This is a genomic window from Viridibacillus soli (genome assembly GCF_016612995.1).
Lineage (GTDB): Bacteria > Bacillota > Bacilli > Bacillales_A > Planococcaceae > Viridibacillus > Viridibacillus soli.
The window spans coordinates 173,398-191,478 of the sequence record NZ_JAEOAH010000003.1 but is presented as its reverse complement, the minus strand read 5'-3'; the positions used below and the strand labels follow the sequence as shown (position 1 = coordinate 191,478).

At 34.0% G+C, this 18,081-nt stretch carries 17 protein-coding genes and 1 pseudogene; 13 read left to right on the top strand and 5 right to left on the bottom strand.

Going from position 1 to position 18,081, the window contains the following annotated elements; translation table 11 throughout:
- Nucleotides 1–112 precede the first annotated feature (112 nt).
- The gene (lepB, locus tag JFL43_RS02775) at nucleotides 113–682 is read right to left on the bottom strand and encodes a signal peptidase I (protein ID WP_200747826.1); all 570 of its coding nucleotides are present in this window, start codon (nucleotides 680–682) and stop codon (nucleotides 113–115) included.
- A gap of 346 nt (nucleotides 683–1,028) precedes the next feature.
- On the opposite strand from lepB, the pseudogene JFL43_RS02770 reads away from it, so the two are divergent.
- Nucleotides 1,029–1,683, top strand: a pseudogene (locus tag JFL43_RS02770) (transposase); the annotation flags it as partial.
- Nucleotides 1,684–1,935: 252 nt separating this feature from the next.
- Complete coding sequence (locus tag JFL43_RS22960; protein WP_267907742.1) at nucleotides 1,936–2,058, top strand: hypothetical protein; 123 nt, start codon at nucleotides 1,936–1,938, stop codon at nucleotides 2,056–2,058.
- 28 nt (nucleotides 2,059–2,086) lie between these two features.
- Here JFL43_RS22960 and JFL43_RS02765 read toward each other — a convergent pair whose 3' ends face one another.
- Complete coding sequence (locus JFL43_RS02765) at nucleotides 2,087–2,488, bottom strand: group-specific protein (protein ID WP_200747825.1); 402 nt, start codon at nucleotides 2,486–2,488, stop codon at nucleotides 2,087–2,089.
- A 254-nt stretch (nucleotides 2,489–2,742) separates the two neighbouring features.
- Here JFL43_RS02765 and JFL43_RS02760 point away from each other — a divergent pair, with 254 nt between their 5' ends.
- The 8 genes from JFL43_RS02760 (at nucleotide 2,743) to JFL43_RS02725 (ending at nucleotide 10,093) form a co-directional block, all read left to right on the top strand.
- Nucleotides 2,743–3,390 (top strand): TetR/AcrR family transcriptional regulator, encoded by a 648-nt coding sequence (locus JFL43_RS02760; protein ID WP_200747824.1) that lies wholly within the window; start codon nucleotides 2,743–2,745, stop codon nucleotides 3,388–3,390.
- 17 nt (nucleotides 3,391–3,407) lie between these two features.
- Nucleotides 3,408–4,223 (top strand): substrate-binding periplasmic protein, encoded by an 816-nt coding sequence (locus JFL43_RS02755; RefSeq protein WP_100797396.1) that lies wholly within the window; start codon nucleotides 3,408–3,410, stop codon nucleotides 4,221–4,223.
- 18 nt (nucleotides 4,224–4,241) lie between these two features.
- Nucleotides 4,242–4,883, top strand: a complete 642-nt coding sequence (locus JFL43_RS02750) for an amino acid ABC transporter permease (RefSeq protein ID WP_100797395.1) — start codon at nucleotides 4,242–4,244, stop codon at nucleotides 4,881–4,883.
- Between the two features lie 14 nt (nucleotides 4,884–4,897).
- Nucleotides 4,898–5,644 (top strand): amino acid ABC transporter ATP-binding protein, encoded by a 747-nt coding sequence (locus JFL43_RS02745; RefSeq protein ID WP_100797394.1) that lies wholly within the window; start codon nucleotides 4,898–4,900, stop codon nucleotides 5,642–5,644.
- A gap of 20 nt (nucleotides 5,645–5,664) precedes the next feature.
- Complete coding sequence (locus tag JFL43_RS02740) at nucleotides 5,665–6,090, top strand: OsmC family protein (RefSeq protein ID WP_100797393.1); 426 nt, start codon at nucleotides 5,665–5,667, stop codon at nucleotides 6,088–6,090.
- Between the two features lie 328 nt (nucleotides 6,091–6,418).
- A complete protein-coding gene (locus tag JFL43_RS02735; protein ID WP_200747823.1) occupies nucleotides 6,419–7,294 on the top strand; it encodes a helix-turn-helix domain-containing protein in 876 nt (291 codons plus the stop codon).
- Between the two features lie 527 nt (nucleotides 7,295–7,821).
- On the top strand, nucleotides 7,822–7,992 hold the full coding sequence (locus JFL43_RS23360) for a hypothetical protein (protein WP_200747822.1): 171 nt from the start codon (nucleotides 7,822–7,824) through the stop codon (nucleotides 7,990–7,992).
- An 805-nt stretch (nucleotides 7,993–8,797) separates the two neighbouring features.
- Complete coding sequence (locus tag JFL43_RS02725) at nucleotides 8,798–10,093, top strand: MFS transporter (RefSeq protein WP_200747821.1); 1,296 nt, start codon at nucleotides 8,798–8,800, stop codon at nucleotides 10,091–10,093.
- 145 nt (nucleotides 10,094–10,238) lie between these two features.
- Here JFL43_RS02725 and JFL43_RS02720 read toward each other — a convergent pair whose 3' ends face one another.
- Complete coding sequence (locus JFL43_RS02720) at nucleotides 10,239–10,952, bottom strand: 4'-phosphopantetheinyl transferase family protein (RefSeq protein ID WP_200747820.1); 714 nt, start codon at nucleotides 10,950–10,952, stop codon at nucleotides 10,239–10,241.
- A gap of 591 nt (nucleotides 10,953–11,543) precedes the next feature.
- On the bottom strand, nucleotides 11,544–11,912 hold the full coding sequence (locus tag JFL43_RS23355; RefSeq protein WP_407701936.1) for a putative glycolipid-binding domain-containing protein: 369 nt from the start codon (nucleotides 11,910–11,912) through the stop codon (nucleotides 11,544–11,546).
- Between the two features lie 374 nt (nucleotides 11,913–12,286).
- Between JFL43_RS23355 and JFL43_RS02705 the strand changes: the two genes are divergently transcribed.
- From JFL43_RS02705 to JFL43_RS02695, 3 genes are all read left to right on the top strand, one after another.
- A complete protein-coding gene (locus tag JFL43_RS02705; RefSeq protein WP_200747819.1) occupies nucleotides 12,287–15,301 on the top strand; it encodes an efflux RND transporter permease subunit in 3,015 nt (1,004 codons plus the stop codon).
- Nucleotides 15,302–15,365: 64 nt separating this feature from the next.
- Nucleotides 15,366–15,887 (top strand): thiol-disulfide oxidoreductase ResA, encoded by a 522-nt coding sequence (gene resA / locus JFL43_RS02700; RefSeq protein ID WP_200747818.1) that lies wholly within the window; start codon nucleotides 15,366–15,368, stop codon nucleotides 15,885–15,887.
- 142 nt (nucleotides 15,888–16,029) lie between these two features.
- On the top strand, nucleotides 16,030–16,440 hold the full coding sequence (locus JFL43_RS02695; protein ID WP_200747817.1) for a GNAT family N-acetyltransferase: 411 nt from the start codon (nucleotides 16,030–16,032) through the stop codon (nucleotides 16,438–16,440).
- A 297-nt stretch (nucleotides 16,441–16,737) separates the two neighbouring features.
- Here JFL43_RS02695 and JFL43_RS02690 read toward each other — a convergent pair whose 3' ends face one another.
- Nucleotides 16,738–18,081 carry a TldD/PmbA family protein gene (locus JFL43_RS02690; RefSeq protein WP_200747816.1) on the bottom strand — a complete coding sequence of 448 codons (1,344 nt, stop codon included), beginning with the start codon at nucleotides 18,079–18,081 and terminating at the stop codon, nucleotides 16,738–16,740.

The window sequence follows — 18,081 nt, the reverse complement described above, 5'->3', positions numbered from 1 at the left end:
AAATCAAGCTATGATTTCGGCTAAACTTTTTTCAAAACGGTTCAACTTTGTTTTAAGCACACATTTGACACTTTTAATTCGCGTACTATCGAATATTCAAGGAAAGCCCCTATTAGTCATTTATCATCCCTAAATTATCTAAAGGCCAAAAAACCATTTTAGCAGTTCCCAATACTTGATTTATCGAAACAAATCCTACACGTGAGTCTCTACTATCTATGCTATGTTGACGATTATCTCCTAGGACAAAAAAGTGATCCTCTGGCACAGTCATTTCACCTGTATATTCTTCTAGTGTAAAGTCCTCGGTAAGTGTGCCGGTATCTTTAAGAGCACTTTTAAAATCTTCTAAGTATGTTTCTTTATATTTCTTGCCGTTAATAAATAATTCATCATTTTCATAGGCAATATGATCACCAGGAACACCAATAATACGCTTAATATAGTTTGTATCCTTTTTCGCTTCGAACACAATCACATCAAATCGGTGATACTCAGTCAATCTTGGTACAATTTTATTGACCACTACTCTGTCACCATCTTCAAAGGTAGGCATCATCGAAGCACCATCAACGACAATGGGTGTTAGTAGGAAGAATCGAACTCCCCATACAAATAAAATTGCGACACCAATTGCTTTCACCCATTCCAAAAACTCATTTTTTTCTTTCGTTTCCCCCAAAATTAACAGCCCCAATCACATTTATATAATTACCCTTCCTCGTTTATTGTACATGAATTGGTAAATAAAAACAGCATGTGATTATCTATTTTAAATCCACAGTTAGACATCTACCTAAAGAGTTAGTGTTAATGGTAATAAAGAAAAAAGAATATGCAAATTCAGTCACGATTATTGGAGATGAAATTAGCGTACTTAAATTATTGCTAGAGAGGGTAAATTATTTGGCGGGGAGTTAGAAGAGGAAGGATGCTCTAAAGTTTATTTTGCAGGAGGGCATTTTATTTTCACATATATGAGAAGGGGTGTAGCCTATCACTAAAACGGCCAGCTAACTGCATTTGTGTTATTCGTTAAGTTGAAGAAGCGAGAAAAAGGCATGTCTTATCCTGAAAAAGCGGTGCTCACCACAGAGAAAGAACATGATCGTAATCAGCTGGGGGTCAGGGTAGATGACAAGGAGTGCATGTACGTTTTTGACCCTGGCTATTTGGATTATGTACGTTTTGACCGCATGACAGATGATGGCTACTTTTTCCTTTCGAGACTGCGTAAAAATGCGGTCATTCGTGAAATTGAAAGTTTCAAACTACCGGAAGATTCCGCTGATTTATCGGTTCAAATGATGTTAATCGGTACTACGCAAAATCGTGCTGAAAATTACTTTCGTTTACTAAGAGTCGTCGATTCTAAAGGAAATGAAATCGATTTGATTTAGCACCCAATGAAACCTCAGACATGTACAATTCACGCTGCGCAATTGAGCTTTTTTTCAAATGGATCAAGCAGCATCTCAACATTAAAAAGTTCTATGGTCATGTGAGAATGCGATTTACAACCAAGTATTCATTGCCCTCATTGTATTTTATTTGAATGTTTTAGCTCAAATTGAAACCAAGAGTAAACGGACAACCCTTCAAATTAGCCGTTATTTAAGGGCTTCTTTATGGAAATCAGCACATATCTGGCTTCGAAAAATAGAAGGCGAAGCCGTTCCGTAAAACGCAAACCGTCTTTGTCGCACACGTGTAATTGTAAAAAAAATTAAATAGATAGAGCCGCCTTTATTTACTTTTTTGGCTCTTAACCGTAATGATTAAAGAATGAATTTTCTGCAAATATATTTACAACACTAGTGATCAATAGGAGAAATAATCAAAACTACAAAGAAAAAAGATGGAAGTAGGTTAAAAAAATGAAGTCCATGCTTCTAACTGCAGCAGCGGATATTCCAAAAGGTGAAGATTGGTTGCATGTGGTCGTTAGATGAACTAACTCTGGCAACAATTCTTGTACAGGAGGAAAGGAAAATGTTCTTAGAGGGATTCAGACATGCATTAGGTATAACAGAAGAGAAAATGAGAAGAATTGCATAATAGAGATGGAAAAGACCATCTCTTTGATTCAACGATTGATAGTGTTCTGATCTGATAATATGAAATCGATAAATGACGATAATTCACCGACAAAGGTTTTTACTTCATTCACATGATAAAAGGTACTAGTCGTTTCAAAGTCAAGGATATCGGTATGTTCAGAGTACAAGTAAATTGGTTTTCCTACCCCTAGAGCAATACCGAATTCTATGTGGCTTCCTTTACCTGCTGGATTCAGAACAATGAGAAAATCGGAATCTAGAACGGCTTGTTTTTCCTTTTCCCCAATTTCCATCAAATCTTTCAATGTATTCGCTCGTTGATTCTTTGTCCAATCATATGTTTGAACAAACCCTTTTTCGTTTAATGAAGACGCGACTAACCTTACTGTGTGTATGTTCCCAAAGCTTGAAGCTACATAATATTTCATATCGATACCCCTAAGAATGCAAAAATTTCTTTTATATTAACATATTAAATCAAATGCTGCATACTGGTTCTTTGTTTTCACTTCCTCCACTTTTTAAAATTATATTATAAGGGGTAATTTAATTGGTATTCAAAAAAATGTAAAACATTTAAGTGTTTTAATCATCAAATGATAATTAACTTGCATAAAAAATAATTAATTTGAGTAATAATAGTTGACTAAACTAGAGTAACCTTATAGGATTTAATTGACTGATGAATCAGTCGAGGGAGTTGACTATCATTCAAACACAAGATAAGCGCAAAAAAGAACGTCAACAACAGCTACTTTCTATCGCTTTAGAAATGTTTGCAACACAAGGGTATGATAATACGAAGATTTCCGACATAGTAGCAAAAGCTAATGTATCTCAGGGAACATTTTATTGGTACTTCAAAAGTAAAGAAATGATTGCTAACCAGATGCTGAACGAAGGTCGTTTAGCAATATTAGATACAATTTCAATGGGCTATCGATCAGAAAAGGCTTCCATACAAGACTCGTACATATCGTCTAGAGACCTTTTTGAACAACTTTTTCATTTTGCAGGCGAAAATCAATATTTTATGGGAATCCTACTTAAAGGAATCCATTCTCAACCGGTTTTACAACAACAAGTGGACAAGATTAAATCTGAGATGCAAGAAGCTTTTGCAAATAATATTCGAAGAGCTTCTGCCTTGAAAATGTTACCACGCCCAGTAGATCCAGTATTACATTCTGTTTTTGTTATGAGCTTATTGGAAGGCGTATTGTCAAGGTGGTTATTTCAATCTGCAGATGAGGAATGGCAACAATTGGAGTTGGAACAGCTTGTTGAGAAAACCGTTCAATTTGAATTTTTTGGCCTGTTTGGTATGTAATTAAAGGAGGAAACATAATGAAAAAAGGTAAAATTTTATTCGCTTTAGCTGCAACAGCTGCCCTAATTTTAGGTGCTTGTGGTAATAGTGATACTAAAAAAGAAAGCGATAAAAACACTTTAAGCGCAATTCAAGAAAAAGGTGAAATGACAGTAGGGATTATGGGGACATACGCTCCTTATAATTACATGAATAAAAATAAAGAATATGATGGTTTTGACGTTGATATTGCTAAAGAACTAGCAAAACGTTTAGATGTAAAAGCTAAATTTGTGGCGCAAGATTTCTCAGGATTAATCCCAGGGTTACAAAAAGGCAAGTTCGATGTATTAGTAAGCCAAGTAACAATTACAGAAGATCGTCAAAAACAATTAGATTTTACAGAGCCTTATATTACAAATGATGTAAAGGTTATTGTCAAAGAAGATAATACTTCTGTCAAATCAGTAGATGACTTTAAAGGTAAGAAAATTGCAGTTGGTTTAGGAACAAATGATGAAGCCTTCCTACGCAATGAATTAATGGAGAAAGTAGGGAAATTCCAAATCAACACATACGATGATGTCATTACATCATTAAAAGATTTAGATGTAGGTCGTGTAGATGCAACGATAAACAATGTATATGCATTAAAACCAATTATTGAAGAAAACGGTTTTAAAGTAAAGGCTGTCGGTGAGCCTGTTAAATCTGATAAAGCAGCAGTTGCAGTGAAAAAAGGAAATAAAGAATTAGTTGAAGCTATGAACAACGCTTTAGCTGACATGAAAAAAGATGGAACATATAAAGAAATCTTCGTAAAATGGTTTGATGAAGAACCACAAGCTGATTAAGGAAAGAAGGAATTTTAGATGGATATAGTCATTGATAATTTACCTTTTTTACTTAAAGGAGCTTATTATACGTTATTAATTACTGTAGTGTCTATGTTCTTCGGACTTATTATCGGTTTAGTAACAGCGATTGCTCGCATTAAGGGTAATCGCTTCTTTCGTACAATAGCGAGAGTATATGTATCGATTATCCGTGGAACACCGCCACTTGTTCAAATTGTCATTGTCTATTACGGACTTGTTGACTATGGTGTCGAATTAGATGCTTTTACAGCTGCATATATTGCTTTAAGTATTAATATTGGTGCCTATGTATCAGAGGCATTCCGTGGTGCCATTCAATCCGTACCAGCCGGTCAAACGGAAGCGGCTCTTGCTACTGGTATGACAGAAGCACAAGCGATGCGCCGTGTTGTCATACCACAAGCGATTCGTTATGCCATTCCACCACTAGGTAATACATTTGTAGGTATGCTTAAAGAAACATCACTTGTATCCGTTATTGCTGTAACCGAGCTTATGCGTTCTGCACAGCTTTTGGTCGCACAGTATTATGTGTATATGCCTTTTTACTTAGCAATTGGCGTGATGTATTGGATTATGAGTACAGTCTTTACATTTATATTAAATAAAGTCGAAAAAAGATTATCGGTCTATTAAGGGGGAAAACCGTGATGTTACAAGCAAAAGACTTGTCAAAAAGCTTCGATCAAAATGAAGTCTTAAAACATATTTCATTGACGATTCCTGCCCATCAAGTTGTTGCTGTCATTGGACCAAGTGGCTCAGGTAAAAGTACTTTTTTGCGCTGTTTAAACGGACTTGAAACAATCACAGGTGGTAGTGTTACTGTTAATAATCATCTATTACAAGCAACAGATTCGAAAAAGATTCGTCAAAGAACAATTCACGCCATACGACAAGATACAGGTATGGTATTCCAACAGTTCAATTTGTATCCGCATAAAACGGTTATTGAAAATGTACTGGAAGCCTTAATTGTCGTGAAAAAACAATCCAAAGAAAATGCAAGAGTATTGGCTTCTCGATTATTAAAGCGTGTTGGTCTAGAAGAGAAGGAAGATGCTTATCCTTCAAAATTATCAGGCGGTCAGCAACAACGTGTAGCTATTGCAAGAGCACTTGCAATGGAACCAAAAATCATGTTATTTGATGAACCTACATCTGCATTAGATCCGGAACTAGTTGGTGAAGTTTTACAGGTAATGAAAGAACTGGCTGAAGAGGGCATGACGATGGTCATTGTCACACATGAAATGAAATTCGCAAGAGATGTAGCAGATCGTATATTATTTATGGCAGATGGACAAATTGTCGAAGATGCAGAACCAAAAGTATTTTTCACACAACCATCTACAGAACGTGCTCAGAAATTTTTAGAAAAAGTAAACGAATTTTAAAAGAAGAAAGGTTGATCATAATGCAAGTGAAAGCAAAATGGCAAGGTGGACGTGCCTTTGAAGCAGTAGGTCCAACAGGATACCCAATGGCAATGGATGCAACTGCTAACTACGGAGGAGAAGGCCAAGCCCCAACACCAACAGAAATGCTACTCAGTGCTTTAGCAGGATGTATCGGAATTGATGTCACTATGATCTTAAAACCACATCTAGATAAAATAGATTCTATCGAAATTACAGTAGACGGTGAACGCCGTGAAGAACTCCCAACGGCCTTCACAGCAGCAACGTTATTGTTTGATGTAAAAGGTGACATAGATGCAAAAAAAGTTTTACGTGCAATTAAGCTTGGAGAAGAGAAGTATTGTGCAGTTTCTGCCTCTTTGAAAGCAGATGTTACTTATCGTTTAATGTTGAACGGTGAGGAAGTTGAGATAACTGAATAAGAATGATTTTTGGAGCTGCTCTAGATAGGGGCAGTTTAATTTGGATAGATACAAGGGAGTAGTCTGCCCGTTTTTCGATTATGATACTTTATCATTTTATATCTCAGCTTCATCTGCCGAGATCAATGTGAAAATTGAAAAGCAAAACCACGAAATGAGCTCGGATTTCAAAAGCCTTTTTATTTCGTGGTTTTTTTTTGAATAAGAATCTTCTCTATGAATAGTGTGTGTGGTAATATACACTGAAATACGATTTGTATATATTTAATGTTTCTAAATCAAATTTAAAAGAAAAATTATTATAATATTAAATTACGAAAGGAGAAATATGATAAATACTATTTCAAAAATTTTAAAAGAACTCCGTAAGAAAAAGAAATTGACTCAAGCTGAGTTAGCACATGGAATTTGCACACAAGCTATGATTAGTAATTTTGAAAAAGGAGAAAGCAGCCCCTCAAGTATAGTTTTATATGAAATTTCTAAGAAATTAGATGTAGATATAAATATATTTTTTAATGAAGATTATAAAAGTACTAAAAATAATACGAATGAAAGTATTAATAATACTAGAAATATTATCAAAAATCTTATTAGAAATAGAGATTATGAGGCGTTAGCATATATCATTGAAATAGAAAAAGAGAAAGAAAATTTTACTGATTTAAAGGATCAACAATTTTTATTATGGAATGAAGCATTATGTGATTTTTATTTACATAAAGATATTAGTATGGCTTTATTGAAGCTCGGAAGTGCATTGAGTCTAAATAAAGATATTTGCACAGAACAAGATATTAATATTATGAATAGTATTGCTCTCATATATTTTGAAATTAAAGAATATGAAAAATCATTAGATTATACTTATAAAGCAGTTAATAATTACAAAAAACATAAAATTACAGATAAACTTTTACAAATTAAATTAATGTATGGCTTATCTAGAAATATGGCAGCATTAGAGAGATTCGATGAAGCAATTTTAGAATGTAAAAAAGCTATTGATATTTGTGTAACTATAGAATCATTATATTTGTTAGGGGAATTATATTTTCAAATAGCAAGAAATTTGATTATTATGGATAAAGCAGATAAATCGACACAATATTTAAATAAAGCTGAGTTAATTTTTCAAATTCAAAATAATAAAGATTACCTTAACATTATAGAACAACTAAAAATTCAATTATATAAAGAATAAAATATTTCAATATTAATATTTTAATAATTCTATTTTACTCTTAATGAAGAAATTTTTTATTAAATTGTTTATGGCGTTGTTAATTTTAATATCTTTCTTTACACGGTCGACAATTTTAAAAGCTACTTCAGACTTCGGTTGAAGTTACTTCAATTCAAACAGAAAATACTGATACAGAGTTTAAAGTCCAAAATCTTAATCTTCCAGATTTACCAACTCAACCTTAATAATCTACTAATAAATACTTATTTAGTAGATACTTACTTAAAAAATGTGCAGATTAAAAAAAGCATCTTCTGATTCATCGTACACTTTTCCACTAGTTCACTTGAAATCTAACTGAACCTATTGAATCGCATAATGTTTCACTAAAAGCGGAAACTTTCTATTTCGAAGTTCTGATCATTTTTTAGTATTTAAGTAAGCAGGTGGGGGGACTGACCACAAAAGTATAGACAAATAAAAAAAGCATCTTTGATTGAATTAGGGTAAAGTTACCTAAAATTTAATTAGGAGGTGCTTTTTCTATGGGAAAAAGAGTGAGTTATCCGTATGAAGTGAAAATGAAAACGATTGAGATGCGATTAGCTGGTAAACCAATGAAATACGTTTTAAATGAAGTAAATATACGGCATAAAACACAAGTGGAAACGTGGATGCTCTGGTATAAAAACGGAGAAATACATCGGTTTGAATGACCTGTAGGCAAACAATATTCCTTTGGTAAAGGTCCTGAATATGCGAATGAACAAACAAAATTAGAAGTGGACAATCGTTATTTAAAGCAACAGAATGAGGTCTTAAAAAAGTACGCAGAATTGGAGAGGATGTGGTTGGACTAGTGGAGGTAATGGAAGAAATGATGGGTGTGAAGGATGTATGTGCACACTTAGAGATTGTCCTATCGTTGGAAACAGGCATCTACTGAAGTAAGGTCTCGTCAGGCAATTGAGCGTCGTATTAGAAAAATTTAATATATTGAAGAATTGGAGGAGTAAAAGAGGTGAATCTTCTGCTTAAAACAGTGTTTTTTCTACTTTAAATATTTATTGAGGAATTAATAAATATAAAACAAATGGGTTTTGTATAGAAAGTATTTTTGTCAGTAGAAAATTAAGAGTATTTTATCTATTAACCTTTTTGTAATCTACTATTAAAATCTAGATATATATCAATTACGGATATTTATTACAAAATTTTATTGATTTTATATTTATTACTTTATAATACATAAAATATATTGTATTATAAAACAGAAATATAAATATATAGATAATTTTACGGAAAACTAAATTAAATTTAAATCAATATATTCAAAAATGGATTTCTAGAAAACGAAAAGTTCAGCATGATTGTGTACAACTCATTATTCTATTGTATCTGATAAAACAGAGATGTTATTAAATGAGCTAGGGATTGAATGGAAGAAGCCTTCTAACGATCAAATTCATAGTATGTTGGATCATTGGGAGAAAGTAAATTTCATATAAGGTGAGGGCGAATATGGCGAATATGCTATCAAGTTTTGGAATTCTAAAAAATAAAACCTTTTCTCTTTTAATTACATCTGAATCTACTTCTTTGTTCGGAACGCTGTTTCTGAATATTGCATTATCTTTATATGTTTTAAAGCTGACAGGATCGCCTGAAAAATTTGCTTCTGTCTTGGCATTAGGGATTTTTCCACACATTGTATTGGGATCTATTTCTGGTATTTTAGCTGATAAGTTTAATAAAAAGGTTTGGGTAATCACATTTGATATCCTCAGAGGGGGTCTGTGCCTAGGTTTATTCTTATATAGCTTAAATGGAACAATAAGTATTCCAATAATTTATTTTACGGTGCTTTTCATAGCAAGTTGCGATATTTTGTTCGCGCCAATGTTTATGTCGATTTTACCAACGATAGTACCTCAAGAAAAATTAGTAGATGCAAATTCAATTAGTCGAACGCTTAATGAGACTATGAAAATACTAGCTCCACTACTAGGAACTTTGGTTTATACAATGGTTGGATTAGGTACCGTATTTTTAGTAAATGGACTGAGTTTTTTTATCTCTGCCATAACAATCTATTTAATGAAATTTCCTGTAAAGGCGCCATCTACTCGAAAGAAACTGACCTTTATTAAGGATATTTCGGAAGGTTTTAGAGTTATATATGCTGATAAACGCTTGATGTCAGTAGTATCCAATGCCTTTTTGACCCATACATTCCTATACCCATTTTTATTTGTTGGTATACCTTATGTCATTGTAAATATTCTAGGTGGTCAAAATACGGATTATGGTATTGTAGAATCAGTTGCTACTGTTGGTTCAATTATGGCTATTTTTGTGGTACCTCTAACAAAACATCTGGGAGTTGCCAATAATATTGGTCTAGGATTATTAGGAATGCTGGTACCGGTCGGATTATTAATTTTCCTTGGCAATCCCAACTTTATTGAGCTATTAGCAGGAAATTCATTTTATACTGTTGGTTATTTTAGTATCATCAATTTTATATTATTTCTTTCCTTTAGCTTCTATGTGGTTTATTTTGCTTCATATTATCAGTCTAAAGTACCCCGTGAATCTTATGGTAGATTTATTGCTAGCGTAATTGTTATGAATGGGATAGGTAAAGTTGCAGGGTTTAAAGTTGTAGGGATGTTGTTCGCTATGGATTCGTTAATTTACCCTGTAATATTTTTAGCAATCGGTGCTTTAATGAAATTAGTTGTTCACATTCCGTTTATGGTAATCACAAGAAATATTGAAAAGCAAAATAACGTAGAAGTAAGTACAGAAGTATAAAAACTGAATATTTTGCACGTTAACACATGACTGAGTTAGCTAACTGAGTCATGTGTTTTTATTGTGTGCTTTTCTAAAATGCTAATGTTCAATGAATAACTGTCTGGGTTCGTTAGTTAGCCAGCTCATCGTATCAGGCATTAATTCATTTTAGAAGTCTACCGTCGCTCGCGAGAAAAGAAAAAAGGTTAGTTGCATCTAAGAGATTGATAGAGTCAGGAAATTTGTCATGAAGGGCACAAGCTGCTAGCTTATAATTCTCTTGAAACTCAAACATTTGTACATGAAATTTGGTGTCATCCAATTTGCTTCCTTCAAAATGGATCGACGTTACTTCTTGGTTTAAACGGACGTAAAAGCTGTCTAATGGGATACTTAAACCTTTTCCAATATTTTTTATGACACTTTCTTTTATCGTCCAGAGGTTGTAAAAATAATCCTTTTTACTAGTTGTTGCCTTCATTTGTTGGCTTTCAAAAGAGTGAAAAAGTGAAATTAGAGCTTCATAGTCTATATTTGTCATTAGTTCAATATCTATACCAACTTGTTTAGTATCAACTATACAGACAACCCAACTACCAGCATGTGAGACATTAAAATGGAAATTTACCTCATTACAGTATGGTTTGCCATATTCATTTCGTAGTATTACAAGGGGGATATTTATTTCCTTTTCCATGTGGTTCTGGTGATAAACATAATAAACTAATAATTCACCAATTATTGTCCTAACACTATCCTTAAAATGCTTATAATTCTTTGCTTTCTCTAAAGTTTGTTCTGATACGACCTGATTATATGTTTCATAGTCAAAATTAAATTCATTTAAGCCGGCAATATTAACAGCGTAAATTTCCATTTCAAGTTTCTCCTTTTCCTCACAAAGCTTATTTTTGGCAGCTTCTACTTTAGGAATTATTTAAAAGCTTCTTTGTATTTTAATGACTAAGAAGTAACATCTAGCTGTTCATTTTTTATCCGTTTCTTTTTCGCATATACAGTATATTATACAGACAACCTAACAATAATATAATGATTTCTTTCTTGAAAAATATCACTGGTGTTGAATAAAAAACGACAGAAAATTATGTCTATTTAAACTTGGGGTTCAGAGCTAAAAAAGGAAACACTTCAATAAAGGTGGGTCTGTCTATTTGTTTTTTTTAACAATTATACGTGTGCGACAACAACATTTTACGTTTTACGGAACGGCTTTGCCTTCGATTTTTCGAAGCCAGATGTAGGCTGGTTTCCATAAAGAAGCCCTTAAATATCGGATGATTTGCAGGATTTTTCGTTTACTCTTGTTTTCAACTTGAGCTAAAACATTCAAGCAAAATAAAATGAGGGCAATGAATACTTGGTTGTAAATCACATTCTCAAAATTTCTTGCCCTTTAGTTGAATGAAGATTCTTGCAATTAAACGATCAATCAAATAAAGAAAGCGCATTAAAAGTGTCGCGTGAATATCCCGGGATAAGCTATAACTAGTCCATTAATATCAACTTCAATTTTGGTTTCATATATACCACTTTTGTATTGAAACTCTCTACTATCAATTGTGTCTTTGATTAATGTATAGCTTTGTTTCACTTCTTTATAGGTCATATCTGGAATAGAAATAAAGACAATTTTAAAATTCTTAGATTTATTTTGATCCCATTCGAATCGGTTAATTGGCAGGGAATTGGTGAAAGGAGTGCATGATATATCAATATCAAGAGCGCCATTTAACTCGTGTATTTCATTCCCTTTTACATCGAACCATCGGCCTTTCCCGTTAGATGAAATATTGAGAGATTTATTGAAATTTCTAATTTCTATATGTAATTGTTTACCCAGTTAGTATCTAATGAAATATCTATTATCTTTTTGCATCTCATCTTCCTTAACCGATGTTAATCTCTGTTGAAACAGAGAGACTATATTAATGGTACTAATTTTTGTATATTTATACCTAATGCAACACAATTCTTCCTTATTATTAAAATTTCTCTACAAATATACCATAAAAAGTGTATAAAGGGTCCTTTTACTATGGTATATTTGTAAAATCAAGGTAGTTAATTAGTCGTGTTACTTACGATTTTTTAATTATCAAAATCATATTATAGAGGTGTTTCATAAAAAAATGACATGCCTACAATGGTGTAAACCATTGATAAATCAAAATTTATACAGGTAGGTGCAAGATGAAATCAATCATTCAGTTTAGTATGAAAAATGGTTTAGCTCTGTTTTTAGTAGTATTTCTTATTATTACGGGAGGAATTTATTCTCTTAAAGAGTTACATCTTGAGAAGTATCCGAACGTAGATATTCCATATTTGACAGTTACTATACCTTATCCAGGTGCTTCACCGGAACAATCGATGAATGATATCGGGGAGCAAATGGAAAGAGAATTCATGAAGCTTGAAGGGGGAAAGAATGTCTATACAGGTGGTGTTGCTAATGCCGCATATTCAACGATAGAATTTGATATGTCGATTGATATGGAGGAAGCTGAGCAGATAGTGAGGACAAGTGTCGATAAGATGCAACTGCCAGAATTAGCAGGAGAACCGAAGTTTGAATTATCTAGTCCGGATGACAATCCAATTGTCTTCTCGATGGGAATTTATGCCGATGAAAATTATGAAGAAGTTCAAATGTTTGTGAAGGAAAATATTATTCCACGCCTTGAAGTTATTGAAGGAGTAAGCGAAGTCGAGGTCGGCGGGGTTGCAGATAAGTTAGTGCTTATTCGACTATTACCTGAACAATTAGAGGCAAGAGGAATTACAATTGCTGATGTTAAAACAGCTATTTCAGCAAATAATCTTTCGATGCCGACCGGAGATATTACTGTATCAAACGAAGTATTACCGGTGCGAGTAAATAAAGAACTGAAATCAGTTGCTGATGTTAAACAAATAAAGCTTTTCACACAAAATTCAAATTCACAAACCGCTAAAAAGGTACCTGGAACGACTACTTTAGGTAAAATTGCTGAAGTTACATATGAAAGTGAATACACAAACAATATTACACGAATAAACGGAGAACAAGGCGTAAGTTTCGGTATTACGGCTGAAGGCGGAGCTAATGTAGTAGCTATTGTTGACCAAGTGAAGGAAGAAATCAAAAATCTGGATCTTCCTGAAGGGTATCAAGTAGAAACATTACGTGATCAATCCATTGAAATTAAGCAATCAGTCTATTCGATGCTACGTGAGGCATTTTTAGGTGCATTAATGGCCGTTGTCGTAACCTTGTTGTTTTTAAGAAATATCCGTTCGACCATTATTGCTGTTATATCCATCCCAGTATCCATATTTGCATCTTTTCTTCTGATGAAAACGATAGGTTATACATTAAATATTATGACACTTGCAGGAATTGCCGTAGCTGCCGGACGGGTTGTGGATGACTCGATTGTAGTCATTGAAAATATATTTAGAAGGGTAAGTGCTTCAAAGGAAAGAAATGATAAGCTCATAGAACAAGCTACAAGGGAAGTAGCATCTGCTATCACTTCTTCCACAATCACAACCGTTGCTGTTTTCTTACCATTGGCTTTTGTACCGGGAATTGTAGGGGGATTTTTTAAACCACTTGCATGGACTATCGTTATCTCATTATTAATTTCATTAATTGTTGCCATAACGATTGTTCCGCTCTTGTCGAGAATTTTCTTATTAAAAATTACACCAAAGGAATCGCAAGAAAATGGACTTCAAATTGGGTATCGCAAAAGTTTGACTTGGGTGTTAAAACATCGATTCGTTACTTTAACTGCAGCATTAGTGATTCTCGTTGGTTCTGTTGCCTTAATCGCACCTAGACTAGGAACAACCTTCCTGCCGCAAGAGAAAGTTAATGATTTCGATGTCGAAGTTACGATGAAAAAAGGAACTGCTCCAGAGAAAACAGTTGAAGCCACAAGTAAAGTGGAAAATATCTTATTGGATCAAAAGGAAATCAGTCTGGTAAATACAAATATTGATGGTGGATCGGAAAGGGCGACGATTTCATTTGTTGTAAAAGATTCTGTTGAAAATGTTAATGAATTTGTTAAAGGTTTACGATCCCAGTTTACAACCATTACTGAGCCGGAGGAAATTACTGTATCGGGTGTAGGTGGAATTATTGGTGGTTCAGAAGGCAGGTATACTCTTGTTGTAAATGGGTCAAATTCTGAAGATATAAAAAAAGCAAGTGAACTAATTACAGCTGGTTTAAAAGAAATGGAAGGAATGACAGATGTTAAAACATCTTTAGAAGGGGAAGAACCTGAAATAGTCATTGATTTGGACGAAGGTAAGCTTGCTGAAAATGGACTAATGCCAGCCATGGTAGCACAAAGTCTTCGTACACTAATTAACGGTGATGTAGTAACAACCATGAGGGTGAAAGGCGAAATAAGAGAAGTAAACCTTGGATTAAAGATGGATGAGATCACATCCATCCAAGAACTGGGCAATCAACAAATTAACAATGTAATCGGTATGCCAGTTTCTCTTAATGAGATAGGAAAACTGAAAAGAGTCAATAATATAACCGCTGTTTCTCATTTGAATGGAAATGAATATATCATGGTTTATGGGACAATCACTGATGAAAAAGTAGGTGATGTGACAGCGAAAGCAGATGAGATTATCAATAATTTGCAGTTGCCAGAAAATGTTGCCTACTACAAGGAAGGTGCATCCGCATCGATGTCAGATGGCTTCAAAAATCTATCCATTGCCATCGCAATCAGTATCTTCTTAGTATATTTAGTCATGGTAATTGCCTTTAGAGAAGGCAAGGCTCCATTTGTTATCTTGTTTGCCATCCCATTTTCCGTTATTGGAGCACTGATTGGACTTTATATTGTGAATGAACCAATTGGTATGCCTACAATGATTGGGTTACTCATGCTGAATGGTATTGTCGTTACGAATGCTATCGTTTTAGTTGATAAGGTGAAGCAAAACGAAAGAAGCGGCATGTCCAAACATGAAGCCTTAATTGAAGCGGGCGTCATACGTATTCGGCCGATCTTGATGACAGCTATTGCAACAATTGGAGCTTTAATCCCAATGGCTATTTCAAATGAATCTGGAATGGTGTCAAAATCACTCTCTGTTGTCGTCATTGGCGGACTATCAACATCTACTTTCTTAACGCTTTTTATTGTACCAATACTATACAGTTTATTTAATCCACCAAAAAAGATATGAACATTTTCAACAGAATTTTAGTACCGATTTTTGGGGTATCATTGGATTTTAAGGAGAACAATAGATGAATAAAAGAACGATTATGCGAACAGTTATTTTAGTAATTATCTTTAGTACCATTGCTTATACCGTCTATAGTAACCTCACAAAAGAAACATATGAGTTGGTAAAAGTAGGAGATGTTGCACCTGATTTTATTCTTGAGGATTTAAATGGAGAGAAGCATAAATTATCAGATTATAAAGGTAAGGGAGTTGTACTAAATTTTTGGGCGACTTATTGTGATTATTGCAAAGAGGAAATGCCTGATTTAGAAGAAAACTATAGTAAGTATAAATCAAAAGGAGTGGAAATCCTTGCAATAAATAATGCACAAAAACCTTTTGAAGTTAAAAATTTCACTAAAAACATTAGTTTTCCGATACTAATAGATCAATCAACAGTTGTTTTTAAAAGTTATAATGTAGAGTTCTTACCTACGTCGGTATTCATCGACTCCGAGGGTACAGTTAAAAAAATATCAGCAGGTGAAATGGGCAATAAAGCAATTCAGAAAAATATAGAATTGATTTTACCTAATAAATAATCATTAGGATGTATTTTATAAATCAAGATTATTTTAGATAAAATTGCATTTAAAATAAAGGGAAGTTAATTAAAAGGAGGTATAAGACAGTGGTTAAATTACGCAATAACTCTTCAAAGTAAAATATTGAGGAGGAAAAGAAATGACAATAACATTTAAAAACAGTAAAGCGATTGATAAAGAGCAATTAGAAAGTTTATATAACGATGTGCAATGGACTGCTTATACGAAAGATTTAGATATCCTTCAACAAGCGTTAATACAATCTTTAGAAGTTATATCTGCTTGGGATGGAGAACGATTAGTCGGATTAATTCGTATCATTGGTGATGGTTTAACAATTATTTACATTCAAGATATACTTGTATTGAATGTATATCAAAATCAAGGTATTGCTTCTCAATTAATGCAACGTACTTTGGAGAAGTATGATAGTGTTCGACAAAAAGTTCTCTTGACGGAAGAAGCGTCTAATGTAAGGCACTTTTATGAAAAAAACGGTTTCCAATCTTGTGATAAAGGCTCTCTAGTAGCTTTTGCTAAGATAAATTAAGGGGTCTTTAGTTGAGTAAGTAAGATGAAAAACTATTATAAAAAAACCTGCTGCGGATCTCCGTAGCAGGTTTTTGCTTTTGGATTTCTTAGTTATACATCAGAAAATGTCATTGCGTTTGATACTTCTGAGAACTTGAAATGACAATAGCCATCCTGTCATCTAAAAGAAATGTGGATTACACTGTCATATCGTTTAGCTGAACAGGGATATCCGATAATATTTTAACAGGTAATTTACCAACATTCGTGTGAAGAGCCTGATTGACTACGTTTTCTAATTCTATAAATATGCATTTTAATCAACGGTAACGGAAAGTTCTTTAACTAGTAGTGATGGTGAACCGTAACCATCTGGAAGGAAGTGAAGATCTGAACAGGTTTCCTCAATATCCTTCATATAGTCAAAGAAGTTCCCAGCGATTGTCATTTGTTTAATTGGCGAGGCAATCTTACCATCTTTAATATGGAAACCCGTTGCCTCAACGGAGAAGTCTCCAGAAATTGCATTCGTACCTGAATGAAGGCCGGACAAGTCCGTAATTAGGATACCTTCAGTTACAGAAGCAATTAAGTCTACTTTAGTTCTTTCACCCGGTGCAATGTACATGTTTTGGGCTGCGATACTGAGCGTGCTCTTGTAAGATGCTTTATGTGCATGTCCTGTTGTTTCGCAACCTTCTAATTTTGCTGTTTTCCTGTTATGGAGAAGTGTTTCGAGAGTACCATTTGATATAATAGATTGTTTTTTTGTCGCAACACCTTCTCCGTCAAAATTTGAGCCTGACATAGCATCCGGATGGAACGGATCATTGAGCAGTGTGAAGAAATTCGACGCCACTTGCATTCCAACTTTTCCTTTTAGAAGCGACTGATCTTTTTGCGCTTTTTCAGCGGAGAAGATCGGTGCAAATATAGCAAGTAAGGACGCTGCTGCATCATGTCGCATAATAATAGGGTATTTTCTAGATGGAATGGATTTTTCCCCGAGATGGGACAGTGCTTCTTCAGCCGCTTCTTTTGCAATTTCATCGGCATCGAGAGAGCTAAAATCGCGCGTCATATTAATGTAGCTACCTGTTTTCATTTCTTCGCCGTCTTTAACGACTGTTGAAATGAAGATGATAATGCCATTCTTTTTTTCTGTTAATGAAAGACCTTTACTGTTCGCCATTGATCGCTCTCCTGAAAAATCTTGCAGTAAGCAATAGTCAAGGGTGACAATACGTGGATCGTATGCACGTATTTTCTCTTCAATAGATCGAATCAGCTCAATCTTATTAGGGATATGAACATTTGAAAGTTCTTCGCTGTAAAACTTATGATCATCATATTCGTTACTTCCTTCGTAAATATCAGTGCCATCATCCTCATCAAGCACATCTGCATTTGCTTTGGCACTGTCAATTAAAAATGGAATCGAATCGTCGTCTAGTTTTTCTGTATAAGAATAGCCCATTTTTCCGTTATAAAGCCCTCGTAGACTAAGGCCTCCATCTTCAGATGTTTCGTAGCTATCAATTTCACCATCATAAATCATACATTGAAATGATTCAGCATGTTCATAATATACTTCAGCTTCTTTGAAACCAGCATTCATTGCTTTTTGAAGCAATTTTTCTTGGAATTCAGTGATTTCCAT